The organism is Agaribacterium sp. ZY112, from assembly GCF_041346925.1.
Classification (GTDB): domain Bacteria; phylum Pseudomonadota; class Gammaproteobacteria; order Pseudomonadales; family Cellvibrionaceae; genus Agaribacterium.
Genome location: NZ_CP166840.1, coordinates 823,118 through 843,397 on the forward strand (window position 1 = coordinate 823,118; position 20,280 = coordinate 843,397).

The 20,280-nt window shown below is 45.9% G+C and carries 18 protein-coding genes and 1 other RNA gene; 13 read left to right on the forward strand and 6 right to left on the reverse strand.

The annotated features are described in order from the left end of the window. Nucleotides 1-11 precede the first annotated feature (11 nt). Genes AB1S55_RS03530 through AB1S55_RS03545 form a run of 4 tightly spaced genes read right to left on the reverse strand, consistent with a single transcriptional unit; the run spans nucleotide 12 to nucleotide 4,390 of the window. Nucleotides 12-1,205: a UbiH/UbiF/VisC/COQ6 family ubiquinone biosynthesis hydroxylase gene (locus tag AB1S55_RS03530; RefSeq protein ID WP_370980412.1), complete on the reverse strand. Its 1,194-nt coding sequence runs from the start codon at nucleotides 1,203-1,205 to the stop codon at nucleotides 12-14. Beyond that, entirely contained in the window at nucleotides 1,202-2,428 is a 1,227-nt protein-coding gene (ubiH, locus tag AB1S55_RS03535) for a 2-octaprenyl-6-methoxyphenyl hydroxylase (protein WP_370980413.1), read from the reverse strand. The genes AB1S55_RS03530 and ubiH overlap by 4 nt, the downstream gene beginning before the upstream one ends. A 28-nt stretch (nucleotides 2,429-2,456) precedes the next feature. Then, entirely contained in the window at nucleotides 2,457-3,803 is a 1,347-nt protein-coding gene (pepP, locus tag AB1S55_RS03540) for a Xaa-Pro aminopeptidase (RefSeq protein WP_370980414.1), read from the reverse strand. Beyond that, entirely contained in the window at nucleotides 3,803-4,390 is a 588-nt protein-coding gene (locus AB1S55_RS03545) for a UPF0149 family protein (RefSeq protein WP_370980415.1), read from the reverse strand. The genes pepP and AB1S55_RS03545 overlap by 1 nt, the downstream gene beginning before the upstream one ends. A 157-nt stretch (nucleotides 4,391-4,547) precedes the next feature. Here AB1S55_RS03545 and AB1S55_RS03550 point away from each other — a divergent pair, with 157 nt between their 5' ends. The 4 genes from AB1S55_RS03550 (at nucleotide 4,548) to AB1S55_RS03565 (ending at nucleotide 5,897) form a co-directional block, all read left to right on the forward strand. Continuing rightward, entirely contained in the window at nucleotides 4,548-4,769 is a 222-nt protein-coding gene (locus tag AB1S55_RS03550) for a TIGR02449 family protein (protein WP_370980416.1), read from the forward strand. Further along, nucleotides 4,766-5,056, forward strand: a complete 291-nt coding sequence (locus tag AB1S55_RS03555) for a cell division protein ZapA (RefSeq protein ID WP_370980417.1) — start codon at nucleotides 4,766-4,768, stop codon at nucleotides 5,054-5,056. Before AB1S55_RS03550 ends, AB1S55_RS03555 begins: the two co-directional genes overlap by 4 nt. Before the next feature lie 59 nt (nucleotides 5,057-5,115). Continuing rightward, a non-coding RNA gene (gene ssrS, locus AB1S55_RS03560) (6S RNA) lies at nucleotides 5,116-5,292 on the forward strand. 14 nt (nucleotides 5,293-5,306) lie between these two features. Next, nucleotides 5,307-5,897: a 5-formyltetrahydrofolate cyclo-ligase gene (locus AB1S55_RS03565; protein WP_370980418.1), complete on the forward strand. Its 591-nt coding sequence runs from the start codon at nucleotides 5,307-5,309 to the stop codon at nucleotides 5,895-5,897. On the opposite strand, the gene AB1S55_RS03570 is transcribed toward AB1S55_RS03565, so the two are convergent. Continuing rightward, nucleotides 5,898-6,047 (reverse strand): hypothetical protein, encoded by a 150-nt coding sequence (locus AB1S55_RS03570; protein WP_370980419.1) that lies wholly within the window; start codon nucleotides 6,045-6,047, stop codon nucleotides 5,898-5,900. It abuts the gene before it with no gap. 355 nt (nucleotides 6,048-6,402) lie between these two features. Between AB1S55_RS03570 and hemW the strand changes: the two genes are divergently transcribed. Further along, entirely contained in the window at nucleotides 6,403-7,542 is a 1,140-nt protein-coding gene (gene hemW, locus AB1S55_RS03575) for a radical SAM family heme chaperone HemW (RefSeq protein ID WP_370980420.1), read from the forward strand. A 126-nt stretch (nucleotides 7,543-7,668) separates the two neighbouring features. Further along, nucleotides 7,669-9,999, forward strand: coding sequence for a response regulator (locus tag AB1S55_RS03580; protein ID WP_370980421.1), 2,331 nt, complete (start codon nucleotides 7,669-7,671; stop codon nucleotides 9,997-9,999). Nucleotides 10,000-10,010: 11 nt separating this feature from the next. Here AB1S55_RS03580 and AB1S55_RS03585 read toward each other — a convergent pair whose 3' ends face one another. Next, nucleotides 10,011-10,697, reverse strand: a complete 687-nt coding sequence (locus AB1S55_RS03585) for a TVP38/TMEM64 family protein (protein WP_370980422.1) — start codon at nucleotides 10,695-10,697, stop codon at nucleotides 10,011-10,013. Nucleotides 10,698-10,840: 143 nt separating this feature from the next. Here AB1S55_RS03585 and ppk1 point away from each other — a divergent pair, with 143 nt between their 5' ends. The 7 genes from ppk1 (at nucleotide 10,841) to AB1S55_RS03620 (ending at nucleotide 20,242) form a co-directional block, all read left to right on the forward strand. Further along, nucleotides 10,841-12,928, forward strand: coding sequence for a polyphosphate kinase 1 (gene ppk1, locus AB1S55_RS03590; protein ID WP_370980423.1), 2,088 nt, complete (start codon nucleotides 10,841-10,843; stop codon nucleotides 12,926-12,928). Between the two features lie 92 nt (nucleotides 12,929-13,020). Further along, nucleotides 13,021-13,347 carry a thioredoxin TrxA gene (gene trxA, locus AB1S55_RS03595; RefSeq protein ID WP_370980424.1) on the forward strand — a complete coding sequence of 109 codons (327 nt, stop codon included), beginning with the start codon at nucleotides 13,021-13,023 and terminating at the stop codon, nucleotides 13,345-13,347. 439 nt (nucleotides 13,348-13,786) lie between these two features. After that, on the forward strand, nucleotides 13,787-15,052 hold the full coding sequence (gene rho / locus AB1S55_RS03600) for a transcription termination factor Rho (protein WP_370981561.1): 1,266 nt from the start codon (nucleotides 13,787-13,789) through the stop codon (nucleotides 15,050-15,052). A gap of 241 nt (nucleotides 15,053-15,293) precedes the next feature. Continuing rightward, nucleotides 15,294-16,775: a 4-hydroxy-3-polyprenylbenzoate decarboxylase gene (gene ubiD, locus AB1S55_RS03605; RefSeq protein WP_370980425.1), complete on the forward strand. Its 1,482-nt coding sequence runs from the start codon at nucleotides 15,294-15,296 to the stop codon at nucleotides 16,773-16,775. 178 nt (nucleotides 16,776-16,953) lie between these two features. Further along, complete coding sequence (locus AB1S55_RS03610) at nucleotides 16,954-17,433, forward strand: 2TM domain-containing protein (protein WP_370980426.1); 480 nt, start codon at nucleotides 16,954-16,956, stop codon at nucleotides 17,431-17,433. Between the two features lie 485 nt (nucleotides 17,434-17,918). After that, nucleotides 17,919-19,544 carry an RNA-directed DNA polymerase gene (locus AB1S55_RS03615; RefSeq protein WP_370980427.1) on the forward strand — a complete coding sequence of 542 codons (1,626 nt, stop codon included), beginning with the start codon at nucleotides 17,919-17,921 and terminating at the stop codon, nucleotides 19,542-19,544. After that, nucleotides 19,541-20,242, forward strand: coding sequence for a hypothetical protein (locus AB1S55_RS03620; protein WP_370980428.1), 702 nt, complete (start codon nucleotides 19,541-19,543; stop codon nucleotides 20,240-20,242). The genes AB1S55_RS03615 and AB1S55_RS03620 overlap by 4 nt, the downstream gene beginning before the upstream one ends. Nucleotides 20,243-20,280 lie beyond the last annotated feature (38 nt).

Below are 20,280 nucleotides of genomic sequence, written 5' to 3' on the forward strand. Positions count from 1 at the left end.
GCCTTGCCTTATTACCCCGCTGCCGCAGAGCTAAACCATTGCCGAAGTAAATACGAACGATCTACCAAGTTTAGTGCCTGGTTGCGAACATATCTTAAGCCTAAATTGTCACTTGCAAAGCTCCGCTTAAACAACTCCATGGCGGCCATCGAGGCAAGATTCTGTGGCTGTCTCTGCCTGTCAAAGCGACGCAGAGTTGCATCTTCACCAGCACCTAAACCTCGCTCTGCGGCACGGCTTAATTCAGATGCAAGCACTTCGACATCGTAAAAACCGAGGTTCACACCCTGCCCAGCTAAGGGGTGTATCGTATGCGCTGCATCACCAACAAGCACAGCTCCGGGCTGCCAATAGCGCTTGGCCGAGCGCTGTCTCAAAGCAATAGAATAACGTGTATCACTGTGTAATACAGAACCCAAACGTCGCTCAAAGACCTGCTCGAGCTGAGCGTTAAATTGCGCCTCATCCAAAGCCATCACTCTATTTGCTTCATGAGTCACAAGAGACCAAACGATGGAGCTGCGATGACGACCATCATCCGAACTGAGAGGTAAAAACGCTAAAGGCCCATTAGCTGAAAAGCGTTGCCACGCACAATGTTGATGAGGCAATTCAGTTTCAACCGTAGTGACAACGGCCGCATGCTGATAATCCCACTCACGAGTTTCAAAATTAAGCGTTTGCCTAAGCCACGAACGAGCACCGTCAGCACCCACAACTAATTCAGCCTCAAGCTCAGTAGCATCAGACAGTGTTAAACGGCTTACTTGATCACTCGTATCAAGACCCTCTAACTTCGCCTCACGCCACTGTTTAATTTGCCCATACTGTGCGAGTTTTTTAGTCAGTGCCGCCAGCAGTACTTTGTTTTCAACGATATAACCCAACTGGGGCTGAGCAATATCGGCGCAGTCAAAATTTAAACAGCCAGTGCCGTGCTCATCCCAAATATGCATCTTTTGATAGGCACAGTGACGAGCAAGCTCAGACCAAATACCTAGCTGCTCTAATAGCTTTACACTACGCAGAGACAAGGCCACAACACGAGCATCATAGCTGCTTAAATCAGCTTCATAATTTGCCTCTGAGCTGTCGATTAAAGCAATAGACCAATGTTGGCATTGCTCATCGTTCGCAAGCGCCAAAGCCAGCGCGCTGCCAACTAAGCCGCCACCAACAATGGCGATATCTACTTTGCTATTCAAATGCGTAAGCCCTTGTGGTTAGTGGCCTGCCCCATCATTTGTGAACTAAAGAGAGACTTAAGAGCAGTGACATGATTCAAACTACTTAGAGCCAAATTACGCGCCAATTGCATGGGTACAAAGCTCGAGGCAAAGCAACTTATTGCTTGATGGCTAAGCGCTGTTGTTAACCACTGGTCATTGCTGCGTTGCTGACCATAAGTGTTTAAGCCACTTAAGGCGCCTAGATCCCCACCTTGCTCAGCTAAAACAAGGGCTAAGCGCTCACAATCACGCAGGGCTAAGTTAAAGCCTTGGCCTGCAACTGGGTGAAGAAAATGGGCGGCGTTACCTAACAAAACCAAGCGGCTACGCCACTGCTCATTGGCATTAATTAACTGTAATTTATAACTTTGTCGTTCGCCTACAGCGCAAAAGCGCCCCAAGCTCCAACCAAACTGTTTTTGCAAAGCAGCAAGAAACTCGGCTTCACTGCACTGCTCTAATAAGTCAGCTTGATTTGGCTTTCTAGTCCAAACCAATGCTGAGCGCTGGCGCCCATGAATAGGAGCTAAGGGCAATAAGGCTAAGGGACCCTCTTCTGCAAAGCGTTCAAAAGCATGGCCTTGGTGTGCACGTTGATGCTCAACATTGGCAATTAAGGCGCGCTGTTGATAGTCGTGAGATTCAAAGCTAATGCCTAGGCGCTTAGCAATGGCCGACTCTGCGCCATCAGCAATCAGTAATAACGCTGCCGTTAGTGTGGCCTCTGTTTGTTCACTGCCATAAGTCACGCTAACCTTGTCTGTAGCAAAGCTCACAGACTTCACCGCTGCGGGGGCATGTAGATCTATGTGCTCACAGCTCTCTACCGCTTGCATCAAAACCTTACCCAAAACCCTATTGCTAAGCGTACAACCTAAGGCCGAACCGGCATTTTGCTCTTGGGCGATATTAATAGCGCCAAAATGACCTCGATCACTGACTTTAACGTGGCTAATGTCCTGAGTAGCAGACTGTAGCTCCGCCCAAAGACCCAGTTCATTCAATAGCTTTATGCTGCCTGCAGCCAAGGCCGTGACTCTATCATCAAAGCTAGGTGAGGGGTCTCCCTGCCTAATTGATCGAGCTTCAAGCACAACAATACGTTTATCAGGCAGCGCCCTATTCAATAACAGGGCTTGGCTCAACCCCACCATACCGGCGCCAATAATGGCTATGTCATACTGTTGTTTAGAATTCATGCTAATCAGGCTAAGTTCGGCTATAGCGTTACAACAAAGATGCCTGAGCACCCTCGTCTTTATTAGTGGCCATCAAGGCTTCAATTTCTTCAACCTGCTTAGGTACGGCTGACGTTAAAACGCGATAACCGTCTTTACAAATCACTACGTCGTCTTCAATGCGAACACCTATACCTCGCCAGCGAGCTTCAACTGCTTCATTATCAGGAGAGATATAAATGCCAGGCTCTACCGTCATTACCATGCCTGGCTCCAGCACACGCCACTGGCCGTGAACCTTGTAATCACCAACATCGTGAACATCCAAGCCAAGCCAATGACCAATGCGATGCATATAAAATTCTTTGTAGCTTGCCTCTTCGATATTTTGCTCTAGCTCACCTTTAAGCAAACCAAGCTCAATCAAGCCCTCGGTGATAACCTTGACCGAAGCTTCGTGCGGTTCATTCCAGTGCCTGCCCGGTGCAATACAGGCAAAAGCCGCTTCTTGCGCTTTTAGCACCAAGCTATAAATAGCACGCTGTTCGGGGTTAAAACAGCCATTTACAGGAAAGGTTCGGGTAATATCGGCAGCATAAGCTTGGTACTCGCAACCGGCATCGATAAGTACCAAGTCACCATTGTTTAGCTTTTGCTTGTTCTCTATATAGTGCAATACACAAGCGTTAGCACCACCACCAACAATGCTGGTGTAAGCCGGTTCAAGCCCACCCTTCATGGCACTGTGATATTGAATAGTGGCATCCAGTTGGTATTCATACATGCCCGGTTTACAGATCTTCATTGCCTCGACATGAGCTTCAGCACTGATTTGAGCCGCCTTTTCCATCAAGCGAATTTCAGCCGCGCTTTTAAAAAGGCGCATATCGTGAAGGAAATGATCTAAATCGAGGAACTCACCCGGCGGCGTCGCACCGGAGCGAACCTTGTCTCGAATGGTATTAATCCACGACATCATTCGCTGATCAAAGGCAGCTTCTTTACCCATCGCATAATAAACACGCTCACGCCCTTCAATAAGGCCAGGTAAAATCTCATCAATATCATCGATGGGGAACGCATCGTCGGCCGCATAATATTCTACTGCACCCGCTGGACCTGCACGATAGCCATCCCAGATTTCACGGGTTCGATCTTTATCGCGGCAAAACAAAACAAACTCTCCGTGCTCACGCCCTGGTATCAATACCAATACAGCGTCGGGCTCGGGAAAGCCACAAAGGTAGTGAAAGTTACTGTCTTGGCGGAAGGGGAACTGCGTGTCTGCACTGCGCTGTTTTTCATGAGCAGAAGGCACAATTGCAATACTATTTGCTTCCATATGTTCCATCAAACGCTCACGTCGACGGATAAATTCCTGTTTATTTATACTCATTAGTGCAAGGTCTTATCGTCTGAGGAGTTGTCTGAATCACTGCTAGCTGATGGATAACGCATTTCAGCATAAACCGTCATCACCCCCGCTCGCAGATACTCACTTAATTCTACAAGATCCGCTTCGCTATCTTCATCTTCCTCTTCCACAGCTTTAACCGCTTGGCTAATTTGGGCAAGATCACGAATCACCTCAACCACGGTCTCAGGCAGGGCCGAATCTTTGTCCAAACCACTGCTACCAAAACCGTGAAGAAAGCCACGGCACCAGGCACCTAATTCTCTGGCTCGATCAGCCTGAGGGCAACGATCATCAGGAAGCAAAGGGGTAAAAATAAAATCATCGCTAGCAAGAGCTACTTCACAGCGCTCTTTAAGAAACTCTATTAAAGTGACTTGCTCTTCACTGATATCAAAATGACTTAAATCGCTAAATTCACGGGCCAGCTCTATCCAATTGGTATCACTATTACTTTTACCGCCAGCAACTAGCCCACACAGCATGCCATGCAACTCTGCCGCAGAGCATATAGCGCCCAAACTTAGCAATTGATCGTTGAGGCTATGGAACTGAAACTCAAAACTCATACTTATTTACCAAAACAAAATGATAAAGCCTTGTTGTTCAATACTAAGGCTATACTTTTCTAGAATTCACATTAAGATAATCGTAGTTTTGGGCTGAGTGTGATAAAACAGCAACCAGATTACCCATTACACGGCTATTAAACTGCAGACCAAAGTTATGACCCCTCCAGTACTCGCTGAGCTTGAACAGAATATCGATGCATTGATCAAGCGCTGCGCCCAACTTGAAGCTGAAGCAAAGGCCTTTCGAGAGAAAGAAAGTGCGTGGCAGCAAGAACGTGAGCAGTTAATCGAGAAAAACCAACAAGCTCGTATCCGCGTTGAGGCTATGATCACCCATCTTAAAGGCTTGAGCAATACAGAACAGGTGGCTTTATGAGCGAAGAAAACCGCGCAACGGTCAACATACTCGATAAAGACTACCAAGTAGCCTGTAAACCTGATGAACGACACGATCTAATGCGTGCTGCAAATGAGCTGGATAAGCGCATGCGTTCAGTCAAACAAAGCGGCACCATTATTGGTGTTGAGCGTATTGCTGTCATGGTTGCCCTAAACCTTTGCCACGAACTGGCCCAAAGCGGTAGTAACAGCAGTTCAAATAGCGATCTTAACCGCTTAAACAATAAGCTGATTGAAGCTTTAGCCGAAGACATTAACGACTAAGCCCCCTTCTTTTTTACCTGTCAAGACTGATGCAGACCCATGGCCAGTGTTATAATGAATACAACCTGGAGTGTTCGCCAGTTGGCCGAATCCCTGAGCTGATAATCTATACCCCGGAGGTATACGTTGCGTGGGAGTGCATGTCCGCTTTGCGGAAAGCCCGATACGCAAAAGCTACCTCCCCCTTGAACGTTACAGTTCAAGGTAAAGTCGACAGCGGCACATCCGGGCCTTTATTAAAGAGTTTGCTATGTCAGCAGCCGATCCTCGCTTACAAAAAAGTCAGTGCCGCAAACAAATGCGTCAACGCCGACGCGCCCTCAGCCGTGCTCAACAGCAACAAGCAGCACTCAAGGTGGCTAAGCGTCTGGCCGGACTAAAGGCCTTTAAAAAAGCTCAGCATATTGCTTTCTACTTAGCCAATGATGGAGAGCTCAGCCCCCACGCACTCATACAACTGGCCTTACGCCACGGTAAAAACTGCTACCTTCCACGTATTTGTGGCGAGCGCATGCGCTTTCACCGCTACCAAAGCAAGGACAAGCTAAGTAAAAATAAGTTTGGAATTGAAGAACCGCTTCACAGCAGCCCAGAACGTTTGGTCAAACAACTGGATTTGGTGTGTATGCCTTTAGTTGCCTACGACTTAACTGGCAATCGCTTGGGTATGGGAGGGGGATATTATGATAGAGCCTTTAGCTTTCGCACTCGTCGCCACCTAAAACGCCCATTACTTGTGGGGCTAGCTCATGGCTGTCAACAGGTCGAAACTCTAACAACAGAGCCTTGGGATCAAACACTCGACTACATCGTCAGCGATAAACACTGCCTTAAGTTTTAACTAGCGCTTTAAGCTAACCTGAAAACCACGCTGTAATTCGGTAGGCGCATCATCAGCATCTGCAGAGAAAAGCTCTGCCACACTAAAACCACTAATAAGCAGCCCAATAACAAACACAACTGCTGCCGCTGTTAACGCATCCGATTTCATTTGTTCGCCTTATAACTTTTAATATCTTTGTAACATATGAACCAGCACTACAGTTTTCCTTACTGTTTACGTCTCCACTATTGAACTTGCTGAATTTTAACCACCGATTGTGCTCTTTTTCTTGTTAAATGCCAAATTCATTTTGGCGTGAGCATATAAGTGAAGGTACTATTTAAGCCTCAATTCCGTTAAATTGATATGACATTTCTCACACTTTTAGCTTAGAAAGGCAATAAAGTGCCATTCTTTTGTATAAACAGCTATGTAAATAGCTAGTTTCAACAAATGCATACATAGCCTTTAAGGCAAAAGCCCCTACAATAGCTACGACCTTTTCTCTAAAACATCACCAAACATGAAGCTGCCCCCGCTTTCTTTATACATCCACATACCTTGGTGTATACAAAAATGCCCTTATTGTGATTTCAACTCTCATCAACAACGTGGAGAGCTACCCGCAACGGCCTATGTCGATGCCCTACTCGAAGATCTGCAACACGATCTTAGCTATGTACAAGGCCGCAGCATCAAAAGCGTCTTTTTTGGCGGTGGCACACCTAGCTTAATGCCCGCTGAAGAACTCAAACGACTCTTAAGTAAAATCCAAGAACAACTTATTTTTGAAGACGACTGTGAAATAACACTTGAAGCCAACCCTGGCACCGCCGAATACAGCAATTTTGACTTGTTGTTACAAGCAGGCATCAACCGCTTAAGCTTTGGTGCCCAAAGTTTTAATGACCTGCAACTACAGAAACTCGGCCGTATCCACAATTCAGATGAAATCACCTTTGCTGTAAACAAAGCTCAGGCGGCCGGTTTTAACAATATAAACATCGACTTAATGCATAGCCTACCTGGGCAAACTGTTAATGAAGCCCTAGCCGATATAGAAGCGGCCATCGCCCTCAAGCCTCAACACCTAAGCTGGTATCAACTCACCATTGAGCCCAATACCGCTTTTTACAGCCAGCCCCCTGTTCTACCTAACGATGAGCAAAGTGCCGCTATCTATGAGGCAGGCATAGAACTATTAGAAAACAAGGCCTACAAGCAATACGAAGTAAGTGCCTACACTCAGCCAAGTAAAGAGTCCAAGCACAACCTCAACTACTGGCGCTTTGGTGATTACCTAGCAATTGGCGCTGGAGCTCACGGCAAAATAAGTCAAAAAGATGGCCAGATACTGCGCTTTCAGAAAACCCGCCAACCTCAAGCCTACTTAGACAGCCAAGGTAGCCGAAGCTCAAAAGTAGCACCTATTACTCAGACTGAGCTAGCACTTGAGTTTATGATGAACGCCCTGCGTTTAAAGCAAGGCGTAGAAGCTCAGCTTTTTACCGAACGCACCGGTTTGCCATGGACAGAGATAGAAAAACAGGTGCAACACTTAAAAAAAATCGGCCTATTAGAAAACAAAGTCAATCAACTGCAATGTAGTGACACAGGACAACGATGGCTTAACGACATTCTGAGCCACTTCATGGTAGCCTGAGCTGCTACACTGAAAGCGATACACCCCAAGGATCCGCGGCATCTAAAACTCTGTCAGTATCTAAACAGACAGCTTAATATGGCTAGACAGCCCGTCGCATAAATAGAGTAGAGATTACGGCGCTATATGAGCCAACTGTTAGGGAAATTCAAAAATCAGACTTTAGCTCAGAAGCTTCTGGTTCTTGCGCTCGTGCTTGGCTCAATCGTAGCCATTGCAGGTATATCCTTACAAACCGCACTCTATCGCTATGAACTCAACTACGAACTGCAATCCCAACTTGAGCAGGCCGTACATCTTAGCAGCTCTCCCCTTGTTCACCATCTTGATAAGGGCGACATTAAAAGCGTGCAATCGAGCATTAACGAACTCGCTCAATTAAGTACCCTTAGCAAAGTCAGCCTGCACACCTTTGAAGGCTGGGGCGAAGCTAGTTACACAGCTCACAACGAACAATACTCCGACTTTGTAGATAAAGGTAAAGAGCACCGTTTTCGTATTGTCAGTGGCGACAATGCTGCTGAACTGGTTATGCGCGCCCACCTCGACCCATTTTGGTCGCATGCCAGCTATATCATCATGCTCAGTGTCGGCATCAATATCTTAATTATTTCGCTTATCGCTCTAGGCATGCTGTTAAGTGTGCGCAAACTGCTGTTTGTTCATCTTAATAAAATTGCCGACTACGCCCGCCACTTAAACGTCGACAACCTCAGCGAAGAGCTCAAACTCGACCGCCCCAATAAAGAAAAACGAGAAGATGAACTCGACCATGTTGTTGATGCCTTTGAGCAAATGCGCCATCAACTGGCTCAAGATTTAGACCAGCGCCGCGCAATGGAACTGGCCCTTATCGCCGAAAAAGAAGAAAAGCTAGAAACCCGCAAACTGATCGAAAGCGCCACCGCAAGTGACCGTGCTAAATCTCAATTTATCGCCACCATGAGCCACGAAATTCGTACCCCCATGAACGGTGTCATGGGCATGGTGGAGATGTTAAGGGGCACCAAGCTAGACGAAGAACAACAACATTATGTTGAAGTGGTCAGCCGCAGCGGCGAAGCGCTCATGACCATCATCAACGACATTCTTGATTATTCCAAAATCGAAGCAGGCAAGCTAAGCCTTGAGCATATCGAATTCGACTTATTTGAACTGATCAACGACTGTATCCAGCTCTTCTCTGGCACAGCTCAAGGTCGCAACCTGGCCTTAATGGCAAACATTGCTCCCGACACGCCTCGTCGCGCCATTGGGGACCCAACTCGACTTCGCCAAGTACTGGTTAATTTGATAGGGAATGCCTTCAAGTTCACCGAAAGTGGCAGTGTTTTTATAGAAGTATCGCCTCTTACGGGCTCTGAAAACGGCAAGCAACTGCTGCACTTTTCGGTTAATGACAGCGGCATAGGTATAGACCTAGCCGTACAAGAAAGTATTTTTGATGCTTTCAACCAAGCTGATAGCAGCACAACCCGCCGCTTTGGTGGCACCGGCTTAGGCCTTGCCATTTGCCAGCAGTTGGTCGAGCTAATGGGTGGCCATATTGGCCTGCACAGTGAGCCCGACCAAGGCTCTACCTTTTGGTTTACCACCCACTGTGAGCCTGTTGAAGTAGAGAGTGATGAAGCGCCAAGCTGCAGCTTGGCTCTGTCTAACAAACGCCTTTTATACGTCCACCCAACCGACTTTATGGACGAAGCGCTGCGCCAACATGCTGCCCAACACAACTTACGTGTACTTATTTATCGCGATGTGGATACAGCCTTAAGCGAACTGCGCAATCCAAATAGCCAGATCGACTTTATCTTGATGTCACAAAATCTGGAAGACTGTAACGGCCTGCAGATCGCACAAAAAATACGTGAACTCGACGCTTATTTTGAAACCCCCATCATTATGCTCACTAACGAGCAAACCTCATCGTTTTCACTTGATGAGTTAATGCCAATATCCTCTCTATTGCGCAGACCACTACTGGTTTCACGCATTATTGAAGTGTGCTTGGCAGAGTCCAGTGGCATTAGCTTGAATCAGTTAATGCCGACCTCGATGCAAAATGAGCCAAAGAAAGTCGAGCTCAATGTACTCGTGGCCGAAGACAACATTGTTAATCGCATGGTCATTGAGGGTTTATTGGAAAAGCTCGATATCAAACCTGATTTCAGCGAAGACGGCGTTAAAGTTGTAGAGCGTTATTGCAGCCTAGAGAAAAAATACGATCTTATCTTTATGGACTGTGAAATGCCGCAGATGGATGGTTTTGAAGCGACCTTAAAAATTCGCCAATGGGAAAGCGACAGAGGCAGCCCCCACATTCCTATCATTGCATTAACCGCCCATGTAGAAGCAGAGCACCGCCAACGCGTACACGATGTGGGTATGAACTACTACGTCGCCAAACCAGTCACACTAGACAAGATCTCAGAAGCCTTAAACACCGTAGGACTCTCTTAAGCCCCTGTTAATTAAGGTGCGCTAACGCGAGATCGAAAAAGCTCAAGCAGCTTTTTAAGTAGTAACGGTAATACTAACAAAGCCGCAAAAGCGAAAATCAAAGACGGAGTGAATACCGACGCCAAACTGGCCTCTTTTATACTGCCCACCGTTGCCCCCAGATTCACATACACAGCAATGACCGGCAACATGCCAATTTGGCTAACAACATAAAACTGCCACGCAGGCATGCGGCTTAAACCAAAAACAGGGTTAATCACAAAAAAAGGCACCAGAGGAATTAAGCGCAAGGTAAATAAATAATAGGCGCCATCTTTTTCAATACGCTCATCCATGTTTTTCATAAAGCGATGAAAGCGTTTTTCTACCCACGCCTGCAATAAAAATCGAGCGAGTAACATGCTGCAAAGGGCACCAATACTGGCCGCAAAACTAACCACCAAAGTACCTATATTTAAACCAAACAAAACCCCACCACTAATGGTTAAGGCTCCCATGCCAGGCATATTAAAAGTAGCCACCACAATAAACAGCACAACAAACAAAACCAGTGCTGCGTAAAAGTTTTGCTCCACCAAAGACTGTAAAGCTGGCAAGGAAAAGTTGGCACCAAACTGGCTAAACAAGAAAAAAACCAAGACTGCGGCCAAGATAAGTAGTAAAACAGAAGCCAGTGTTTGTAAATTTAAGTATTTCATTTGTGCAGCATGCCCAGCTTTAGCGCAGCTTTCAAACAACACAGACGAAAAAGCAAATAAAAGTGTTAAAGCGCTAGGCTGTCATACAGTAGTCACAAAAACGTCATAAACTAAAAAGATACCCTGCTGTAATTGAGGTAATAATGAGCCCCATTGATCCAAGCGAAGGCCCCGGCCTCGATAATGCCGACTACTACTTAAACCGTGAACTCAGCCATCTGGGCTTCAACCAACGAGTACTAGCTCAAGCTGTAGACCCATCTCACCCGCTACTAGAACGACTTAAGTTTTTACTTATCTTTAGCTCTAACCTCGATGAATTTTTTGAAATTCGTGTTGCCGGTTTATTACAAAGCATTACCTTTGAACGCGAAGCCAAAGGTTTAGACGGGGCCCACCCCAAAGAAACCCTGCGCGAAATAAGCCGAATATGCCATGACACTGTTGAAGAACAATATCGAATTTTAAACGACGTGCTCACCCCAGAGCTTGAAGCCGAAGGCATTTGTTTTTTACGTCGAGATCAGTGGAACAAAGAACAGTCAGAATGGGTGAGCGATTTTGTCGCACGCGAAGTATTGCCGATTATCAGCCCTATCGGCTTAGACCCTGCGCACCCGTTTCCGCGCTTAGTGAATAAAAGCATGAACTTTATTGTCGAACTCGACGGCAATGACGCTTTTGGTCGTGATCTTAATTACGCGATTATTCCTGCGCCTCGCTCCTTACCGCGTATTATTCAATTGCCCCCCGAACTTAGTGACGGCCAATATAAGTTTATTTTCTTATCTTCGATGATCCACGAACACGCTGATAAGCTATTTAGTGGTATGGATGTCTTAGGCTGTTATCAGTTCCGCGTCACCCGCAACGCCGACCTCGATGTAGATATGGAAGGCATAGCCGACCTCGCTCGCGCCTTACGCGGTGAATTGCACTCACGCCGCTTTGGTCGCGCCGTGCGTTTAGAAGTCGCGGATAATTGCCCAGAAGAACTTGTTGACTACCTACTAAAAGAAACCGGCTTAAGTGAAGACGAACTCTACAAAGTACACGGCCCTGTCAATTTAAAACGCTTGTTTGCCGTGCCGGGCTTAGTCAATAGACCCGACCTGCTCTACCCTCCATTTACCCCCAAAATGCCCAAAGGCCTGAGCCGTAAAGACAACATCTTTGATGCCCTTATCAAAAAAGATTATTTGCTCTTACACCCCTATGAGAGCTTTACCCCAGTGGTTGAGTTCTTGCGCCAAGCCGCCAAAGACCCCAACGTAATCGCCATTAAACAAACGCTTTATCGCAGTGGTGACAAAAGCGCGATTGTGGGAGCCTTGGTTGATGCAGCCCGGGCAGGTAAAGAAGTCACAGCAGTAGTAGAGTTACGCGCACGCTTTGATGAAGAAGAGAATTTAGAACTAGCCTCACGCCTGCAAGAAGCCGGTGCCGTAGTTGTGTATGGCGTTGTGGGTTATAAAACCCACGCCAAGATGATGCTTATCGTGCGCCGGGAAGGGAACAATATTCAGCGTTATGTTCACTTAGGCACAGGTAATTACCACAGCGGCAATGCGCGACTTTATACCGATTACAGTTTATTAAGCGCCGACAATGAGATGGGTGATGACGTTCACCGCATGTTCCAGCTACTTACCTCTATGGGCAAAAACGAAAAACTCAACAAAGTACTGCACGCACCATTCACCCTGCGTCGCCAGCTACTAAAAATGATCGATGGCGAAATAAAAGCCCAGCAAGAAGGTAAGCAAGGCCGCATCATCCTTAAATGTAACGGCCTCACTGAAGGCAAAATCATTCAAGCCTTAATGCGCGCCTCACAAGCCGGAGTGCAAATAGACCTAGTTATTCGCGGCATGTGCTGTTTGCGCCCAGGCATACCCGGTGTATCTGAAAACATTCGTGTGCACAGCATTCTCGGTCGTTTTCTTGAACACACCCGCGCCTATTATTTTGCCAACCATAAACCCCATGTCTATTGCGCCAGCGCCGATTTAATGGAGCGCAACCTTAATCACCGCGTAGAAACCTGCTTTCCTATCCAGCAGCCCGCTCTTGCCGAACGTATACTCAAAGAGCTGCAATACTACTGTGAAGACGGACATCAACGCTGGGAACTCGGCGCAGATGGCCTATATCAACAGGCTTCCGAAGAAGAAGGCTTAAGCGCACAACAGCATTTATTGGCCGAATTAGCAGGGGTTCAGAACAGCTAATATCACATGAAATGTAGAGAAGTGTTGTCAGAGGTCATAGCTCACCTTATCATTAGCGCCTTTCTTGATCCCAAACAACCCGGAGAAAACTTATGAGCGATGCCATCGTGCACACTAGCGACGCTAGCTTCGAAGACGACGTACTGAAGGCAGAGACCCCGGTTTTGATCGACTTTTGGGCGGCTTGGTGCGGACCATGTAAAATGATTGCACCCGTTCTTGACGAGCTTGCTGGCGAATACGGCGACAAAATCAAGATCTGTAAAATGGACGTTGATGCCAACAAAGAAACCCCAGCGAAGTTCAACATCCGTGGTATTCCTACCCTGATGATCTTCAAAGGCGGTAACGCTGAAGGCACAAAAGTAGGCGCTTTATCTAAAGCCCAACTTAAAGAGTTTATCGACAGCGCGCTATAAACTTGGCCTTGGTGCGTGCTAAGTCACGCACCAGAGCTTGCAAGCTCTGCAAAGTTCGTTATACTCCTAAAGACTGTCGTTCGCACAGCTTTAAACACATTTCCCCTATTTCAGTATAAAGATCCAAAGCCCTTGGCAGTTTCGGGCAAGCAAGTACCATTGGTTTCACACAAGGGAAACGTTTCAGCAGCCTATTTATGCTTTTTGGCTGGTGTCGCAATGTGAACTAAAACAGCTCCTTGCATACTAACCTCCATAGATTCCGCTGCGCGGATGATCTTTCACTAAGACAAACTGATAGATACCTACCTTGAGTACAGACACTAACAAACCTGAACAGCTCAGCCTCGACAAAGGCTTTCAAAAAAAGAAGCCTCAGCATCGTCCTCGCCCTAAAGCGAAACCCCAGCAACCACGAGGGGAAGTCAGTGCTGAACTAATGAACCTAAACCTCACCGACCTTAAAACCAAGCCGATTGAAGATCTAATCGATCTTGCCAAAAAACTAGGCATGGATAATCTCGCACGCTCGCGTAAGCAGGATGTTATTTTTAACATTCTCAAGAAACACGCTCGCAGCGGTGAAGACATTTACGGCGACGGTGTATTAGAGATACTACAAGACGGCTTTGGATTCTTGCGCTCCGCAGACTCAAGCTACCTTGCCGGCCCAGACGACATTTACGTCAGCCCTAGCCAAATCCGACGCTTTAACCTGCGTACCGGTGATTACATTCAAGGCAAAATTCGCCCGCCTAAAGAAGGTGAGCGTTATTTCGCCCTACTTAAAGTTGATCAGATCAACTTTGATAAGCCTGAGAACTCACGCAATAAGATTCTTTTTGAAAACTTAACGCCGCTGTTCCCAGATGACCGTCTACCTCTTGAATCAGGTAACGGCTCTTCAGAAGATTTAACCGGCCGTATCATCGATTTAATCAGCCCCATCGGTAAAGGCCAGCGCGCCTTGATCGTAGCACCACCTAAGGCTGGTAAAACCATCATGATGCAAAACGTTGCGCAGGCCATTACTCGCAACAACCCAGAGTGCCACCTAATTGTTCTGCTTATTGACGAGCGCCCGGAAGAAGTAACTGAAATGCAGCGCAGCGTGCGCGGCGAAGTAGTTGCCTCTACCTTTGATGAACCACCTTCGCGTCACGTACAAGTGGCCGAAATGGTTATCGAGCGCGCCAAGCGTTTGGTTGAGCACAAAAAAGACGTGGTGATTCTACTTGATTCAATCACTCGTCTTGCCCGTGCTTACAACACCGTGATTCCTTCATCAGGTAAAGTACTAACCGGTGGTGTTGATGCCCACGCCCTAGAGCGCCCTAAGCGTTTCTTTGGTGCTGCGCGTAACATCGAAGAAGGCGGCAGCTTATCTATTATTGCAACCTCGCTTATCGATACCGGCTCGAAGATGGATGAAGTCATCTACGAAGAATTTAAAGGTACTGGTAATCTAGAATTGCACCTAGACCGTAAGATCGCTGAGAAACGCGTATACCCTGCAATCAACATTCGCCGTTCAGGTACTCGTCGTGAAGACTTGTTAATGAAAGAAGACGAACTGCAGCGCGCGTGGATTTTGCGCAAACTTCTACACGATATGGAAGACCTTGCCGCAACAGAGTTCTTAATTGAACGTTTGAAGAACTTCAAAACCAATGAAGAATTCTTCCTTTCAATGAAGTCAAAATAAGCAACGCGTTTTTGCTTTATGACACCGTATAAGCCTCTGTCTCGACAGGGGCTTATTTGTTTATAGACAAAAGAATAATACACTGGCTGAGCACAGGCCGAGCCGTTAAAGCCCTGCTGGACACGCTGTGAATACATCCGTATACGCTAAGTATCGCCATCCATGGCTCTTCATTGTCCATCAGCACTTTAACTACTCTGCCCTCACATCCGACTTCGCCTAACCAACAGTAAGGATTACCGTGGCCTTTAAAGACCTACGCGAATTTTTAGCCCAGCTCGAAGACAAGGGTCAACTCGTTCGCATCAAACAAGAAATCAGTGCCGAACTGGAAATGACAGAAATCTGCGACCGCACTCTGCGCGCAGGTGGCCCAGCGCTACTGTTTGAAAACGTCAGCGGTCACGACATGCCCGTGCTCGGTAATTTATTTGGCACCACAGAACGTGTGGCCATGGCCATGGGCCAAGAAAGCGTTGAAGCCCTGCGTGAAGTTGGTGAACTACTGGCCTTCTTAAAAGAGCCCGAACCACCAGCCGGCGTAAAAGACGCGTGGTCTAAGCTTCCTATTTTTAAACAAGTGCTCAACATGGCACCCAAGGAAGTAAAAAAAGGCCCCTGCCAACAAATTGTTTTGCAGGGTGACGAGGTCAACCTCAACAACATTCCTATTCAAACCTGCTGGCCCGGCGACGCCGCACCACTGGTAACTTGGCCTTTAGTCATTACCAAAGGGCCCAATAAAAAACGCCAGAACCTCGGCATTTATCGCATGCAAAAAATTGCACGCAACAAACTCATTATGCGCTGGCTCAGCCACCGTGGCGGCGCCTTAGATTTTCAAGAATTCCAAAAACAAAACCCGGGCGAACGCTACCCCGTAAGCATTGCCTTAGGTGCCGACCCCGCCACCACCCTTGGCGCCGTCACCCCAGTGCCAGACACCCTAAGCGAATACGCCTTTGCTGGTTTATTGCGCGGCTCTAAAACCGAAGTCTGTAAAAGCCTAACAAACGAACTACAAGTACCTGCCACCGCAGAGATTATTCTTGAAGGTTGGTTAGAACCAGGCGAAATGGCCGACGAAGGGCCCTTTGGTGACCACACCGGTTATTACAACGAAGTAGAACGCTTCCCTGTGTTTACCGTCGATACCATCACCATGCGTAAAGACGCCATCTATCACAGCACCTACACCGGCCGACCACCTGATGAACCCGCCGTACTCGGTTTGGCATTAAACGAAGTGTTTGTGCCACTGATTAAAAAGCAGTTCCCGGAGATTGTGGATTTTTACCTACCGCCAGAAGGTTGCTCTTACCGCATGGCCGTCGTCACCATCAAAAAACAGTATCCCGGCCACGCCAAACGCGTGATGCTTGGTGTGTGGTCTTACCTGCGCCAATTTATGTACACCAAATTTGTGATCGTCACCGACGACGACGTAAACGCGCGCGACTGGAACGACGTTATCTGGGCACTGACAACCCGCGTAGACCCAACACGCGACACCACCATGATAGACAACACCCCTATCGACTATTTGGACTTTGCATCCCCCGTGAGCGGCCTAGGCTCAAAAATGGGCATAGACGCCACCAACAAATGGCCCGGTGAAACCGATAGAGAATGGGGCGAACCGATCGTGATGGATGAAGCAGTCAAAACCAAAGTCGATGAGCTTTGGCCCGAACTGGGGATAGAGCTAGACGATAAAAGCTAAGCGGTAAAAACTAGGCATAGAAACCAAAACCGTGAAAATCGATGGCGACAGCAAGCCGCCATCGCTCAGCTAAGTGATTGATTTTATTGGTTGTCATAAGCGTGTCGCCTTGGTGACGTCACACTTATAAAGGACACGGCTTAACGTTGGACTCGCAACGCAGCAAAAGGACAGGTTGATGATTATTAGAAAACTAAGGCTACAGCGCGGCTGGTCACAAGATCAGTTATCGCAAATAAGCGGTTTAAGCACACGCACCATACAACGTATAGAGCGTGGCCAAAAACCCAGCCTAGAATCATTACAGTCACTGGCCGCTGCTTTCGAAACCAGCGTCGCTGAACTTCAGCAGGAGCCAACCATGCATAAAGAAACACACGAACACATCCACATCACCGAAGATGAAAAAATCGCTATCGACCAAGTAAGAGCCATTAAAGGTTTTTACTCTCACCTCTTCACCTACATTGCCGTCATCAGCTTTTTGGCCATACTCAATTACCTGCAAAGCCCCAATAACTTATGGGTGATCTGGCCCGCCTTTGGATGGGGCATCGGTGTCGCCAGCCACGGCATAAATGCCTTTGAACTGTTCAACCCATTTGGCGCCGAATGGGAAAAGAAACAGGTAGAGAAAAAACTAGGCCGAAAGCTATAACATCCATAGACCTCATTAGCCCAATGGGCCAACAACATAAACACCACGCACAAACTCTGTTGGCCCGCCCTCCTTTGTTAAGCCCTCTCAATAAACCACACCCAAGAATCACACCCAAAATTGTAATTACAAATAAAGTACCGCAAGCACCCCAAGCAAAACTTCTGGCGCGTATATCTTCTTCTTGAATATTTCTTAGTAATCTCACGCAAACAAATACGGTAAAGTTAATTCAAGTCATTGAATACTATAGAAATACCAATGGCATAAGAGTAAATTCAAATATTACCAGTGTGACAAAAGCCTAATAACAAGGGAGATGTGACAGTTTCTTAGTAACTCCCTGCATGCTTACCTTAAATATACGATCTAACACTTTGATAGTTTAGGGATTTAGGAGTGAAAACTGGAAAATGGGTGTTCTAGTTACGTGACAATACCCTTTAAATTAACTGTTAGCTCTACTCAAGGCATAAAGGAAAATAATGAGTCAATTCAGACAATACCTTAAAAAGGCAGTGGAAAATGTCATAAGCCACGGTGATACAGATATCTTCCCTTTTCCAGTTGAAAATATTCTTTTTAATGATAAAAAAACTGCCGTAGTTGATCTTTTAGAAAAGCTACATAAAGATTTTGATGGATATATTGCAAACTATCCACTTCTACATGAACGATCACTACAGGCAGTAGGCTATTATGGCTTCCGCTATGGTACTCAGTTAGACCCTCTCTGGAATACATATTTATTAGCGCTTGTACTATCAATTGCCGATGACATTGAATCTGCTAGAGTTCCATCAAGTCGAAAAAAGGTATTTTCTTATCGATATAGCTTTGATAAGAAAAAAAGCAGCCTATTTGATAGGGATTCAAATTGGTCAGCATTTAACGAGAAAGCAACAGAGTTTGCTCAAAAACACAAAGTAATATTGAAGTGTGATATCTCGAACTTTTACCCAAGCATTTACCATCATCGCTTGGAGAATGCCCTTAAAAAAGCCAGCACAAATACTGAGTCTATTAGAAGGATATTAAAGGTACTAACCAAAATATCTAAAGGAGTTTCTTACGGCCTCCCTGTTGGAGGGCCTGCAGCACGATTGTTGAGTGAGCTACTATTAAATAGAACAGATAGATTGATGCTCTCAGAAGGGATAGATTTCTGTAGGTATGCTGACGACTATATTATTTTTTCAAATACTGTCGAAGAAGCGTATGCACAGCTTATTTTTATATCCGAAAAGCTACATGAAAACGAAGGGCTTGCCATACAAAAATCCAAGACCCAAATAATGAGTTCAACTGAATTTCTGTCTTTGTCTGAGTTTGGGGATAACTCTGATAATACAGAAGAAGATCAACAAGAAATAAACTTCTTAAAACTGAGATTATTTTATGATCCGTACTCACCTACAGCAGATGAGGATTATGATGAGCTTACAGGTGAGCTTAACAAATTCGATATCATCGGAATGCTTGGTAAAGAAATAAGCAAAAGCAGGATAAATCAGGCTTTAACTAGGCGACTTATAAACGCCGTTAAGTACCTTAGTGAAACTCAAAAGAAAGCAGCTATATATTCACTTTTCTCCAGCGCTGAAGATAAGAAATCAAATTTAGATATTTTGTACCCCGTCTTTCCCTCTGTAATGATACTTACACGAGCAATTATCTCTGAACTTGATGATGAAACAAAAGAGATTGTTTTTACTGAGCTGCGAAACCTGATAACGAATGAGTCATACATAACTCAGGTTCCTGTAAATCTTTCATATGCAATTAGAATACTTGCTCATGACAAATCTGAAGAAACTGACTTTGCCCTTTCAAAATCATTCAAAGGAGAAGACAACCCAATTATTCGTGGCGATATAATTCTAGCTATGGCTCAGCGCGACAGTGATTTCTGGATATCCGACAAGCTTAAATCCTATGGCTCATTAAGTCGCTGGGAAAAAAGATCTCTCTTAATTTCATCTTACATACTTAAGGATGAAGGAGAGCACTGGAGAGACAAGGTCAAGAATGAGATACCTGAAGTAGATACTTTATTACTGGAGTGGTTTTCAGATCGCATAAACAATGGTGAGTGGGGTGTTGTTCTTTGATTACGGTAACTGAACTATCACGAGGCTATGCATCAGTTTGGAAGCGAACTTTCCCGTTTATAAGCAAGCTTGTTAGAAAATCTAATCTCCAAAAAGAGACATTTGAAGATCATTTGACGTCCAAGGTCGATTCGTCCAGGCGAGCTATAGTAAATGAGATAGGTTTTCGAATATTTGAGAAGTCCCATAAACTTGATGTCGAAAACTTAGAGGACGAAGATATCGAAATTATTTCTGTGCAGGCATGCAAATACCTTGCTGGCCTAGAGAGAGTTGAACATGTTGCGATGCCTAACAAAGAAGAGCTGAATGAGTCCATATTAATAGCAAGAAGAACAAGGCAGTATTTCTCGGAAAATGAGCCGCGCTCAGAGTTAATAATATCACCAGAATTCAATGGATGCGGTATGGTGACCCCTTGTTTTGGTGACGTTTTATCTGGTGATACTCTTTACGAAATTAAAGCTGGTGAGAGAGAGTTTAGGGTTTCGGACTTAAAACAATTGCTTATGTATGCGACACTAAATTTTTCTGAGCATGATGAAACAATAAAATATATTGCGCTCATGAATCCACGGCGGGGAGATTTTGTAAAGCTTGGAATAAAAGAGTCAGTAGAAATCGCTTCTGGTAAGGCAGCGGCTGATGCTTTTTATGAACTTATTAACTTTTTCGATAACCCCGATGACTTCAGGTAAAGAGCTAACAAGTAAAAGCACTCGGATGCAGCAAAGCT

Bases quoted from the DNA above. Each gene is read 5' to 3' on its own strand.
- AB1S55_RS03545 (WP_370980415.1), bottom strand. From the start codon at position 4,390: ATGAGTTTTGAGTTTCAGTTCCATAGCCTCAACGATCAATTGCTAAGT.
- trxA (WP_370980424.1), top strand. From the start codon at position 13,021: ATGAGCGATGCCATCGTGCACACTAGCGACGCTAGCTTCGAAGACGAC.
- rho (WP_370981561.1), top strand. From the start codon at position 13,787: ATGAACCTAAACCTCACCGACCTTAAAACCAAGCCGATTGAAGATCTA.
- hemW (WP_370980420.1), top strand. From the start codon at position 6,403: ATGAAGCTGCCCCCGCTTTCTTTATACATCCACATACCTTGGTGTATA.
- AB1S55_RS03580 (WP_370980421.1), top strand. From the start codon at position 7,669: ATGAGCCAACTGTTAGGGAAATTCAAAAATCAGACTTTAGCTCAGAAG.
- ubiH (WP_370980413.1), bottom strand. From the start codon at position 2,428: ATGAATTCTAAACAACAGTATGACATAGCCATTATTGGCGCCGGTATG.
- AB1S55_RS03555 (WP_370980417.1), top strand. From the start codon at position 4,766: ATGAGCGAAGAAAACCGCGCAACGGTCAACATACTCGATAAAGACTAC.
- AB1S55_RS03585 (WP_370980422.1), bottom strand. From the start codon at position 10,697: ATGAAATACTTAAATTTACAAACACTGGCTTCTGTTTTACTACTTATC.
- pepP (WP_370980414.1), bottom strand. From the start codon at position 3,803: ATGAGTATAAATAAACAGGAATTTATCCGTCGACGTGAGCGTTTGATG.
- AB1S55_RS03615 (WP_370980427.1), top strand. From the start codon at position 17,919: ATGAGTCAATTCAGACAATACCTTAAAAAGGCAGTGGAAAATGTCATA.
- ppk1 (WP_370980423.1), top strand. From the start codon at position 10,841: ATGAGCCCCATTGATCCAAGCGAAGGCCCCGGCCTCGATAATGCCGAC.
- AB1S55_RS03550 (WP_370980416.1), top strand. From the start codon at position 4,548: ATGACCCCTCCAGTACTCGCTGAGCTTGAACAGAATATCGATGCATTG.
- AB1S55_RS03610 (WP_370980426.1), top strand. From the start codon at position 16,954: ATGATTATTAGAAAACTAAGGCTACAGCGCGGCTGGTCACAAGATCAG.
- AB1S55_RS03570 (WP_370980419.1), bottom strand. From the start codon at position 6,047: ATGAAATCGGATGCGTTAACAGCGGCAGCAGTTGTGTTTGTTATTGGG.
- AB1S55_RS03565 (WP_370980418.1), top strand. From the start codon at position 5,307: ATGTCAGCAGCCGATCCTCGCTTACAAAAAAGTCAGTGCCGCAAACAA.